General features: G+C 68.6%; 10 protein-coding genes. 6 read left to right on the top strand and 4 right to left on the bottom strand.

The annotated features are described in order from the left end of the window. Positions 1-39: 39 nt before the first annotated feature. Complete coding sequence (locus tag AC1DBD_RS14930; RefSeq protein WP_175321743.1) at positions 40-498, bottom strand: flavin reductase family protein; 459 nt, start codon at positions 496-498, stop codon at positions 40-42. Between the two features lie 206 nt (positions 499-704). Between AC1DBD_RS14930 and AC1DBD_RS14925 the strand changes: the two genes are divergently transcribed. From AC1DBD_RS14925 to nrdR, 3 genes are all read left to right on the top strand, one after another. Then, positions 705-1286, top strand: coding sequence for a hypothetical protein (locus AC1DBD_RS14925; protein WP_441418870.1), 582 nt, complete (start codon positions 705-707; stop codon positions 1284-1286). Continuing rightward, positions 1283-2704, top strand: coding sequence for a histidinol dehydrogenase (hisD, locus tag AC1DBD_RS14920; protein ID WP_476982395.1), 1422 nt, complete (start codon positions 1283-1285; stop codon positions 2702-2704). The genes AC1DBD_RS14925 and hisD overlap by 4 nt, the downstream gene beginning before the upstream one ends. Positions 2705-2867: 163 nt before the next feature. Then, positions 2868-3359, top strand: coding sequence for a transcriptional regulator NrdR (nrdR, locus tag AC1DBD_RS14915; RefSeq protein WP_175321615.1), 492 nt, complete (start codon positions 2868-2870; stop codon positions 3357-3359). Positions 3360-3501: 142 nt separating this feature from the next. Here nrdR and ppgK read toward each other — a convergent pair whose 3' ends face one another. Next, a complete protein-coding gene (ppgK, locus tag AC1DBD_RS14910) occupies positions 3502-4305 on the bottom strand; it encodes a polyphosphate--glucose phosphotransferase (protein WP_441418868.1) in 804 nt (267 codons plus the stop codon). Between the two features lie 66 nt (positions 4306-4371). Beyond that, positions 4372-5250, bottom strand: coding sequence for a type I methionyl aminopeptidase (gene map / locus AC1DBD_RS14905; RefSeq protein ID WP_441418867.1), 879 nt, complete (start codon positions 5248-5250; stop codon positions 4372-4374). A gap of 98 nt (positions 5251-5348) precedes the next feature. Between map and AC1DBD_RS14900 the strand changes: the two genes are divergently transcribed. Further along, the gene (locus AC1DBD_RS14900; protein ID WP_175321618.1) at positions 5349-5516 is read left to right on the top strand and encodes an SPOR domain-containing protein; all 168 of its coding nucleotides are present in this window, start codon (positions 5349-5351) and stop codon (positions 5514-5516) included. Positions 5517-5648: 132 nt separating this feature from the next. On the opposite strand, the gene panB is transcribed toward AC1DBD_RS14900, so the two are convergent. Continuing rightward, positions 5649-6599: a 3-methyl-2-oxobutanoate hydroxymethyltransferase gene (panB, locus tag AC1DBD_RS14895; RefSeq protein ID WP_441418866.1), complete on the bottom strand. Its 951-nt coding sequence runs from the start codon at positions 6597-6599 to the stop codon at positions 5649-5651. 273 nt (positions 6600-6872) lie between these two features. Between panB and glnA the strand changes: the two genes are divergently transcribed. Beyond that, a complete protein-coding gene (glnA, locus tag AC1DBD_RS14890; RefSeq protein ID WP_138769615.1) occupies positions 6873-8213 on the top strand; it encodes a type I glutamate--ammonia ligase in 1341 nt (446 codons plus the stop codon). Between the two features lie 9 nt (positions 8214-8222). Further along, positions 8223-11234: a bifunctional [glutamine synthetase] adenylyltransferase/[glutamine synthetase]-adenylyl-L-tyrosine phosphorylase gene (locus tag AC1DBD_RS14885; RefSeq protein WP_476892741.1), complete on the top strand. Its 3012-nt coding sequence runs from the start codon at positions 8223-8225 to the stop codon at positions 11232-11234. Positions 11235-11417 lie beyond the last annotated feature (183 nt).

Genomic DNA, 11417 nt, shown 5'->3' with positions numbered 1-11417 from the left:
CCTGGCGGCAGGGAACCGTCGAAACGGCCCGCGGGCGGCCTAGATTTCGTAGTCGAGCGGCACCGGCTGGCCGTAGCTGCCGCCGTGGTAGAGCAGCGGCGCGCCCTCGCCGCCGATCGCGCCGTCGACCACCTCGACGACCACTACCGCGTTGTTTTCGAAAGAGAGCCGCATCTGGATCTTGCCGATCAGCCAGCCGGAGACATCCTTGAGGATGGGCACCTCATGGGGCCCGAGCTCCCAATGGTCGCCCTCGAAGCGGTCCCGGGAGCGGGCGAAGCGGTCGGCGAGCTGCTGGTTGCCCAACCCCAGCATGTGCACGCCGATGTAGCCGGAATTCGCGACGGCGGGCCAGGAGCGTGAGGTCCGCGCCATGTTGAAGGTGAACCGGGGCGGCTTGGCCGACAGGGACGCCACCGAGGTTGCGGTGAAACCGTAAGGGACGCCGTCGTAGTTCACGGTGATGATGGCGACTCCGGCCGCATGGCGGCGGAACATTTCCTTAAACGTTCCTTCGAAGGCTTCTTCGGCTGAGGCCACGGTGGGTCATCTCCCTGCTGTTCTGCGACTGGTGCTCACTGCCAGCGTATTCCTGCGGGCGCCGCCTGCGGTATTCGGCCGGCGCCCGGGAGGGATCCGGGCGTCACGTCCCGTGCGGCGGCGTAATGTCCGGCGCCGCCGGATCCTTTGTTAAGGTTTGTTGCATGACACAACCTGCGGTGCACGTGCCCGTTCACGACCACGACGGCGGACCCTGGCCTGCCGCGCCCGGCCGGCCGGGCGCGTCCGTGCCGTGGACGGGGCTGGCCGTGATCGCCGCTGCAGGTGTTCCGGTGGGACTGTTGTGGTGGCTGCTGGCGCCGACCGGGCTGAACCTCATTACCCGGGACCCGGCATTGGCCGCCGGCAGCAACCCCGAAACGTGGCTGCCGCGGGACCTTGTCCTGGCCGGGCTGTTCCTGCTGGCCGGCTGCCTGTCCGGGATCTTCATTGCCGGCAACCGGCCCGCCCGGCTGGGAACCGCGACGGTGGTCCTGGCCGTCGCCGCGGGTGCCGTTGGGGCCCTGCTGGCCTGGGGGACCGGCGTGCTCGCCGGAACCTGGTGGAGCGCTCCGGTGGATACTTCGGCCAGCGCCAGCATCGCCTTCTCGCTCCGGGCCTACGCGATGCTGGTCATCTGGCCTGCCGCCATCGCCCTCGCGATCTTCCTCTCCACAGTGTTTGGCTCATCGGAGCCCAAGCCGGCGTCCGGGGGCACCGCGCCGGAGCGTAAAATGGACGAGTGACTCCAACTGCTGACAGCCCTGTGCCCTCCGCCCCCTCCGCCCTCAACTTCCGCACCGTGGACGTGCGCGGGCAGCGGTTGTCCCTCGCCGGGCTCCGCGCCGCCGTTCCGCGGGCGCAGCACGGCACCGTGGCCGACGCGGAGCAAAAGGTCCTGGACATTATTTCGTCGGTCCGGACGCGCGGCTTCGAGGCGCTGCGCGAGCTGGCGCTGAACTTCGACGGCGTCGAACAAGCCCACCCGCGGGTTCCCGCCGAAGCCCTCAAGGCAGCCCTGGACGGCCTGGACCCCGCAGTGCGTGCCGCCCTGGAGGAGTCCATCCGCCGGGCACGCCGCTTCGCTGACGCTCAGCGTCCGGCCGACACCGACGTCGAACTCGGCGAAGGTGCCGTGGTCAGCCAGAACTGGGTCCCGGTGGCCCGGGTCGGGCTCTACGTCCCCGGCGGTCTGGCGGTCTACCCCTCCTCGGTCATCATGAACGTGGTCCCGGCGCTGGCAGCAGGCGTGGAATCCATTGCCCTGGCCTCGCCGCCGCAAAAGGACTTCGGCGGCCTCCCGCACCCCACGATCCTGGCGGCGGCATGCCTGCTGGGCATTGAGGAGGTCTACGCGATCGGCGGCGCCCAGGCCATTGCAGCGTTCGCCTACGGCATCCCCGGTGGAACCGGAACCGGGACCGGAACCGGGACCGGGACCGGCGCTGCCGCCGGCATCGACGCCGGTATCGACCCGGTCGATGTCGTCACCGGACCCGGAAACATCTTCGTGGCCACCGCCAAACGGCTCGTGAAGGGTGTGGTGGGAATCGACTCGGAGGCCGGCACCACCGAAATCGCCATCCTGGCCGACGCCACCGCGCGTCCGGGCCTAGTCGCGGCCGACCTGATCAGCCAGGCCGAGCACGACCCGCAGGCCGCTTCCGTGCTGATCACCGATTCCGAGGAGCTCGCCGCCGCCGTGCGCCGCGAGCTCGAGCTCCAGGCCGCCGCGACCAAGCACAGCGCCCGGGTCCGGCAGGCCCTGTCCGGTCCGCAGTCCGGCGTCGTCCTGGTCGAGGACCTTGAGCAGGGCATCGCTGCCTGCGACGCCTACGCGGCTGAACACCTCGAAATCATGACCGCGGACGCCGCCGGCGTCGCCGCCCGGATCCGCAACGCCGGCGCCATCTTCGTGGGGGACTACAGCCCGGTCAGCCTGGGCGACTACTGCGCCGGTTCCAACCACGTGCTGCCCACCAGCGGAACGGCCGCGTTCTCCTCCGGGCTCAACGTGACCACGTTCCTGCGCGCCATCCAGGTGATCAACTACAGCCGGAGCGCGCTGGAGGAGGTCAGCAGGCACATCGTCAGCCTCTCCGTCGCGGAGGACCTGCCTGCTCACGGCGAAGCAGTCACCGCACGGTTCTCGGCCAGCAGTTAGGGCGGCTGGCGGGCAGTCCCGCCGGAACAGCGCCCAACCACAACATGTAGTAATTACAGGCTTGTTATTCAGCAACATCTAGTCGTAAACTGATCCCGGAAGCACCAAACGTGGTGCCTCGGCTCTCTACAGGGATCCAGCTTGCGGCAGGGGAGGAACCGACGTGTATTGCCCGTTCTGTCGTAACCCTGATTCGCGCGTGGTGGACAGCCGCATCGCCGACGACGGCTCCGCCATTAGGCGCCGCCGGCAGTGCCCCGAATGCGGACGCCGGTTCACCACGGTGGAAACCACTAGCCTGACCGTGATCAAGCGCTCCGGCGTCGGCGAGCCGTTCAGCCGCAGCAAGGTCATCAACGGCGTTCGTAAGGCCTGCCAGGGCCGCCCCGTCACCGAAGACGACCTCGCCATGCTGGCCCAGGAAGTCGAGGAGACCATCCGGGCCTCCGGCGCAGCCGAGATAGATGCCCATGAGGTGGGCCTCGCGATCCTCAACCCCCTGCAGCGCCTCGATGAGGTGGCCTACCTGCGCTTTGCGAGTGTGTACCAGGCCTTCGAATCGCTGGAAGACTTCGAGTCCGCCATCGCCCTGCTCCGCCATGAGGCCGAGTCCAAGGGGCTGGAAGGCAAGAGCTCGCAGAAGAGCCCGCTCTAGGCTCAACCAAGTTCCGGTGGTGGCAGCGGAGGGGAAGCCGCGGCCACCACCGGCTCCAACCCAACTGACTCGCAGTTGTTGTCGCTTTGAGCGTTCAAAACGACACCTAGTGCCAGTCAGTTGGGTTGTTGTGCGTCCGGGACTACTTGGCCAGCTTGTGCGTGAGGGCGACCTCGATGGCCGCGCCCACGATGCCCGCGTCGTTCTTCAGCTCGGCCGGAACGATCGGCGTGCGCAACGACATGTGCGGCAGGTATTCGTCGGCCCGCTTGGAGATGCCGCCGCCCACGATGAACAGTTCCGGTGAGAAGAGGAACTCGACGTGGGAGAAGTAGCGCTGCAGCAGCACGCTGTATTCGGCCCAGCTCAGGCCGTCGCGCTCACGGGCGACGGCGGAGGCCTTGCTCTCGGCGTCGAAACCGTCGATTTCCAGGTGGCCCAGTTCGGCGTTGGGGACGAGCTTGCCGTCGAAGATGAAGGCGGAGCCGATGCCGGTGCCGAGGGTGATCACCAGGACGGTGCCGGAGATGCCTTCGCCGGCACCGTAGCGGGCCTCGGCCAGGCCGGCGGCGTCGGCGTCGTTGATGACCTCGACCGGGCGGCCGAGCCGTGCGGTGAGCAGGGCATCGATGTCCAGGTTCAGCCAGGAGTTGTCGACGTTCGCCGTCGAGTGGACCACGCCGTGCTGGATGATGCCAGGGAAGGTCACGCCGACCGGAGAGTCGGCTGCGGGGGCGTCGGGACGCTTGGACAGCTCCGCTACCACCTGCGCCACGACTTCGGCAACGGCCTCCGGAGTGGACGGCTGCGGGGTGGGCACGCGGAGCCGGTCGCCCACGAGCTTGCCCTTCTTCAGATCAACGATTCCGCCCTTGATGCCGGTGCCACCGATGTCGATGCCGATCAGCGGTGCGTTCTTCTTCGACTTCTCGTCCTTCTTGGCCAATGTTGTTCCGTTCGTGGCAGGGGCGGGGTGGGTCTTGTTGTTGATTTTTGAAAGGCGGTGCGGGGATCAGGGGAGGGTCAGGACTTCGGCGCCGGACTCCGTGACCAGCAGGGTGTGCTCGAACTGTGCGGTCCGTTTGTGGTCGCGCGTCACCACCGTCCAGTCATCGGCCCACATGTCCCATTCGACCGTGCCCAGCGTGAGCATCGGCTCGATCGTGAAGACCATGCCGGCCTCCATGACGGTGTTGTAGGCCGGGGCGGCATCGTAGTGCGGGATGATCAGCCCGGTGTGGAAGGCCTCACCGACGCCGTGCCCGGTGAAGTCCCGGACTACGCCGTAGCCGAATCGCTTGGCGTAGGACTCGATGGTCCGGCCGATGACGTTGATTTCGCGGCCCGGGGCCACGGCGCGGATGGCGCGGCGCAGGGACTCTTCGGTGCGTTCGACCAGCAGCCTGGACTCCTCGTCGACGTCGCCCACGAGGAAGGTGTAATTGGTGTCGCCATGCACGCCGCCGATGAAGGCCGTGATGTCGATGTTCAGGATGTCGCCGTCCTGGACCACGGTGCTGTCCGGGATGCCGTGGCAGATCACTTCGTTGAGCGAGGAGCACAGGGACTTGGGGAAACCACGGTAGCCGAGGGTGGACGGGTAGGCGTTGTGGTCGAGCAGGAATTCGTGCCCCACCTTGTCCAGCTGGTCGGTGGTGACGCCGGGGACGATGTGCTTGCCGACCTCCACGATGGCCTGGGCGGCAATCCGTGAGGCGATCCGGATCTTCTCGATGGTCTCGGCTGACTTGACCTCTGAGCCCGTGAACTTGGCCGGAGCAGGCTTGCCGACGTATTCAGGGCGCGGTATGGACGCCGGCACGGCAAGCTGCGGGCTGACTGTTCCCGGGACAAGGGTGCCGATGGGTGCAGTCGAGGTGAGGGAAGGCATAGATTGATTCTATAAGCCCCCGGGCGCAGCCCGGAAAATACAGCGGAAAATGCATCCGGAAAAACAGCCGGAACCAGGCACACGCAGAAGGAGCCCCGATGACCGAATACTGGTACAACGTCAACACCCACGAGATCGAGGAAGACGCCATGTCCGACTGGAGCCAGCTGATCGGCCCCTACAAGACCCGCGAGGAAGCCGAACACGCCCTCGAAAAGGTCAAGGCCCGCAACGAGGCCTGGGAAAAGGGCGACGACGACGCGTAACGGCGTGCCGGCTCCCGTTGTCCTCCTGGTCCATGGGTTGCCCGGCTCCGGCAAGTCCACGCTCGCGGCGCAGTGGAAGTTGAAGCGCTGTGCCGGCCGCTCCGGCCCCTGCTGGAACCCGTTGCTTTGCGGTTAGAAGGAATGTTCCGGGCCGGGGAAGTGGCCTGATCGGACGTCGTCGCCGTAGGCCTTCGCGGCGTCGCTGAGGGTGGTCCGCAGATCCGCGTACTGCTTGACGAACTTGGCCATCTTTCCGCCGCGCAGCCCGGCCATGTCCTGCCACACCAGCACCTGGCCGGTGGTCGCGTTGCCGGCGCCGATGCCGATCGTGGGGACCTCGACGGCGGCGTCCACGGCGGCCGCCGTCGGCGCCGGAACCATTTCCATCAGCACACAGAACGCGCCGGCGTCGGCCAGCGCGACGGCGTCGTCGATCAGCCGCTGGGCGTCGTCGCCGCGGCCCTGGACCCGGTAGCCGCCGAGGGCGTGCTCACTTTGCGGCGTGAAGCCGATGTGCGCCATCACCGGGATGCCGGCCTGGACCATGGCCCGGACGGTCTCGGCATAGAACTTGCCGCCCTCGATCTTGACCGCGTGCGCGAGCCCTTCCTTGAGGAACCGTACGCCCGTCGCCACTGCCTGCTGGGCGGAGACCTCGTAGCTGCCGAAGGGCAGGTCGGCCACCACGAGGGCGCGCCGCGCGGAACGGGTTACCGCGCGGCACAGCGGGATCAGCTCGTCCACGGTGACGGGCAGGCTCGTTTCATTGCCGAAGACATTGTTGGAGGCCGAATCTCCGACCAGCAGCACCTCGATGCCGGCCGCATCGAAGATCTCGGCGGTGTACTGGTCGTAAGCCGTCAGCATGGCGAAGCGCTCACCGTTGAGCTTGGCCTGGCGCAGGTGGTGCGTGCGGATGCGGCCGGCGGGTTTGGCGGCAGTGTCTTTGGCGGCGCTGTCTTTGGCGGCGCTGTCCGGCGCCGGCTCCTGGCCTGCGCCGGCCGCGCCCGTTGCGGGGCCGTTGCCGTAGGGTGCGGCGAGTTCTGCGGACGTGCTGGAATCGGGGCTGTTGCTGGGGGCCATGCCACGAGCGTAGTGCGATACCCGGCGTCCTAGCTACCGGGCGGCCCCCCGGCCCGGTGATAGCCGTCACAAACGGGGCGTCCGGGCACCACGGGAGGGACACCCAAGCGGCGGTTCGGCGGCCGTTGTGTTAACGGTGTGTTACGCCGGTGCGCTACGCCAGCAATCCCCGGGAATGCTTAGTAGAGTGATTCGAGAGCAGCTGCGGGCGCCAGCCAGGACGAGTAGTCGGGACGGGTCCGGGGCACGGACGTAGACCCGGAAAGAGGCACCATGGACCGCCAGCAAGAGTTTGTCCTGCGGACGATCGAAGAGCGTGACGTGCGCTTTGTGCGCTTGTGGTTCACCGACGTCGTGGGATCGCTGAAGTCTGTGGCCCTCGCCCCGGCCGAAGTTGAAGGCGCCTTCGAAGAGGGCCTGGGCTTCGACGGGTCCTCGATCGAGGGCCTGGCCCGCGTCTTCGAATCCGACATGCTGGCCCAGCCGGACCCCTCCACCTTCCAAATCCTGCCGTGGCGCGGCGAGACGGAAGCGACCTCGCGGATGTTCTGCGACATCCTGACGCCCGACGGCGAGCCCTCCGCGGCGGATCCGCGCAACGTCCTCAAGCGCAACCTCGCGAAGGCCGCGGACATGGGCTTCACCTGCTACACCCACCCCGAAATCGAGTTCTACCTGCTCAAGTCCCAGCAGCCGGGCCCGGACGGCGCGCCGGTTCCGGTGGACGAGGGCGGCTACTTCGACCACGTTCCCGGGGGCGTGGCGCAGGACTTCCGGCGGACCGCCGTGACCATGCTGGAGTCGGTGGGCATCTCGGTCGAGTTCAGCCACCACGAGGCCGGCCCGGGCCAGAATGAGATCGACCTGCGCTACGCGGACGCCCTGCAGACCGCGGACAACATCATGACCTTCCGCACCGTGATCAAGGAGGTCGCGCTGCAGCAGGGGACCTACGCGACCTTCATGCCCAAGCCGTTCACCGCGCACCCGGGCTCCGGCATGCACACGCACTTCTCGTTGTTCGAGGGCGACACCAACGCCTTCTACGAAGCCGGGGCGGAATTCCAGCTCTCCGAAACGGCCCGGCAGTTCATCGCCGGCATCCTCAAGCACGCCCCCGAATTCACTGCCGTGACCAACCAGTTCGTGAACTCCTACAAGCGCCTCTGGGGCGGGGGAGAAGCGCCCAGCTACCTGAGCTGGGGCCACAACAACCGCTCGGCCCTGGTCCGGGTTCCGCTGTACAAGCCCGGCAAGGGCCAGTCCGCGCGGATCGAATACCGCGGCATCGACTCGGCCGCCAACCCTTACCTCGCCTACGCCGTGCTGCTTGGTGCCGGGCTGAAGGGCATCGAAGAGGGCTACCAGCTGCCCGCCGCCGCCGAGGACGACATCTGGTCGCTGAGCTCGGCCGAGCGCCGTGCCATGGGCCACGATCCGCTGCCGGCCAGCCTGCACGACGCGATCCGGACCATGGAGGATTCCGAGCTCATGCCGCAGATCCTGGGCGAGCAGGTCTTCGAGCACTTCCTGCGCAACAAGCGGGCCGAGTGGCAGGACTACCGCCTCCAGGTGACGCCCTACGAGCTGCAGCGCAACCTGGCCATCCTTTAGGCGGCCGCGGTGAGCCTGGCACGGCGCCTCATCGCCGCGGGTTTTAACGACCTGGACAAGGGCGAGCGGTTCCTGGCCGCCCCGGAGCTGGCGGGCCTGGACGAGGATGCCCTGTTTGCCGGGCTGCAGCTGGCCGCCAACCCGGACACGGCTCTGCAGTCCCTGGTCCGGCTGATCGAGAAACACCCGAAGCTGCGGGACCTGGCCGCGGCCGAGCCGGACCGCAGCGAGCCGCTCTACCGGGTGCTCGGCGCTTCCGAGGCGCTGGGCGAGTTCCTCATCCGGCACCCCGAGCACCTGGACGCCTTCGACACGACGGCCAGCCCCGAGCCGCAGGCAGCCGACGCCGCCGGGTTGCGCACCCGGCTGCTGCAGTCGGTCCGCGCCGACCCGAAGGCCGCCCGTCCGGTCGCGGCCGTGACCGGGCAGGAAGGGTACGAGGCCCTCCGCACGGCGTACCGGCGGGGGCTCGTGGAGCTCGCCATCAAAGACATTTGCGCCGCCGATCCGCTGGACTTCATGCCCGCCGTCGGGGCCGAACTGGCTGACCTGGCCGGCGCCGCGATCGAGGCAGCCCTGGCCGTGTCCCGGGCCGAGGCGGCGGAGCAGTTCAGCGCAGCGGACGTGGCCGACATCGGTCTGGCCGTGATCGGGATGGGCAAGTGCGGCGCCCGCGAACTGAACTACATCTCCGACGTCGACGTCATCTATGTGATCGAGGCCGGCGCCCTGGAGGACTCGCGGGCGAACACCATCGGCACCGCCCTGGCCTCGGGGATTTCACGGGCCATCATGTCCACCGGCCGGGAGCCGGGGCTCTGGGAGGTCGACGCCAACCTCCGGCCGGAGGGCAAGTCCGGGCCCCTGGTGCGCACCTTGGCCTCGCACGAGAGCTACTACGCGCGCTGGGCCGAAAGCTGGGAATTCCAGGCCCTGCTCAAGGCCCGCACCATCGCCGGCGACGCCGGGCTCGGCGCCCGCTACGAGGCCGCCGTCGCGCCGCTGATCTGGTCCTCCGCGGGCCGCGAAGGGTTCGTCGAGTCGGTCCGTTCGATGCGCCGCCGGGTCACCGAGCACATCCCGGCCGAGGAGGAGCAGCGGCAGATCAAACTGGGCCGAGGCGGGCTGCGCGACGTCGAATTCACCGTCCAGCTGCTCCAGCTGGTGCACGGCAAATCCGACGAAACCCTGCGCTGCCGGGACACCACCTCGGCCATCGCTGCGCTTTCCGCCGGCGGCTACATCGGACGCTCCGACGCCAAGGAATTCGACCGCGACTACCGGTACCTGCGCCTGCTCGAGCACCGGATCCAGCTCTTCCAGCTGCGCCGCACCCACCTGATGCCGGTCAAGGAAGCGTCGCTGCGCTCCCTCGCCAAGGCGGTGCTGGGCCCGTTCTCCAACGAACGTCCGCACCCGGACGCGCTGCTCAAGGCCTGGCGCCAGACCAAACGTTCCGTGCGGGAACTGCATGAACGCATCTTTTACCGGCCGCTGCTCAACACCGCGGCCGCGCTGAGCAGCGAGGAGGCCAAGCTCACGCCCGAAGCCGCGCAAGGCCGGCTCGCCGCGCTCGGCTACCTCGATCCTCCCGGCGCCATGCGGCACATCGAGGCGCTCACCGGCGGCGTGAGCCGGCGCGCCGCGCTGCAGCGCCAGCTGCTGCCGATCCTGCTCGGCTGGCTCGCCGAGGGCGTGGACCCCGACGGCGGGCTGCTGGCCTTCCGCCGGGTCAGCGAGGCGCTCGGCACCACGCACTGGTACCTCGGCCTGCTGCGGGATTCGACGGCGGCGGCCGAGCGGCTGTGCCATGTGCTCTCCAATTCCCGGCTCATCTCGGACCTGCTGGAGGTCTCGCCAGAGTCCGTGGCCTGGCTCGGCTCGGACAAGGACCTGGCGCCGCTCAGCTACGAGGCGCAGTGGCTGGAGATCACCTCCAAGATGTCCCGGCACTCGGACCCGGAAAGCGCCATGCGCCTGATCCGGCTGATCAGGCGCCGGGAGATCCTGCGCATCGCCATCGCGGACAGCGCCGGACTGCTGGACCAGGACCAGGTGGGCGCGGCCCTGGCCGATACCGACCGGGCCGCCGTCCTCGGCGCCCTGCGGGTGGCCGAGACGGTTGTTGCCGCCGGGGAACCACTCAAAACCCGGGTGCTGGTGGTGGCTATGGGGCGTCAGGGCGGTCGCGAGATCGGCTACGGCTCGGACGCCGACGTCATGTATGTGCACCGCGGCCTGCCCGGCGTGCCGGAGGACGAGGCGCAACAGCAGGCAGCCCGGATTGTCGGCAAGCTCTCCAGCCTGCTGACCCAGCCGCTCAAACCTGCCATCCTGGCCGAACGCGTGCTGATGGTGGACGCGGACCTGCGTCCGGAGGGCAAGAGCGGACCGATGGTGCGTTCGCTGGAGTCCTACGCCGAGTACTACCGCCGCTGGTCCCTCATCTGGGAGGCCCAGGCGCTGCTGCGTGCCCGGCCGATGGCCGGCGACGACGAACTTGCCGCCGATTTCGTAGCGCTGATCGATCCCATCCGCTACCCGGAGACCGTTGCGGAGCAGGATGTCCGTGAGGTCAGGCGGGTCAAGGCCCGCATGGAGTCCGAACGTCTGCCACGCGGCGCGGACCCGGCCCGGCACCTGAAACTGGGCCGCGGCGGCCTGAGCGACGTCGAATGGCTCGCGCAGCTGCTGCAGCTGCGGCATGCCGGCAGGCACCCGGAGCTGCGGACGACTTCCACCGTCCAGGCCCTCGAAGCAGCCGCCAGCCTGGAGCTGCTGGAGGCCGGGGAAGTGGTGCTGCTGCTGCGGGCCTGGCGGCTGGCGAGCCGGATCCGCTCCGCCAACGTGATCTGGACCGGACGCGCCTCGGACGTGCTGCCGTCCTCGCGCCGCGACCTGGAAGCCGTGGCCCGCTGGTGCGGCTACGGCCACGGCAACGCCGCCGAGCTTGAGGAGGACTACCTGCGGCTCAGCCGGCGGGCACGGGCCGTCTTCGAGCGCGTCTTCTACGGCCAGTAGGCGGCCGGGCCGACATCTGCCTCGCCGTCGGTCAAATGCGGGTAGCCTCGAGGGGTACTTTGCCGGTCCTCCGGACCGGCTGCCGCACTTACCTAGGGGTTGTTTAACTTGCCCAGACTCCAGCAGACCGGGGCCGCCCGGCCGCGAACGGCCACGGTCATCGGAGCGTTGCTGGCCTTCGCC

This window comes from Arthrobacter sp. 10T419, assembly GCF_056394105.1.
The sequence above is the reverse complement of the archived record's forward strand: the minus strand, read 5'-3'. Positions and strand labels throughout refer to the sequence as shown.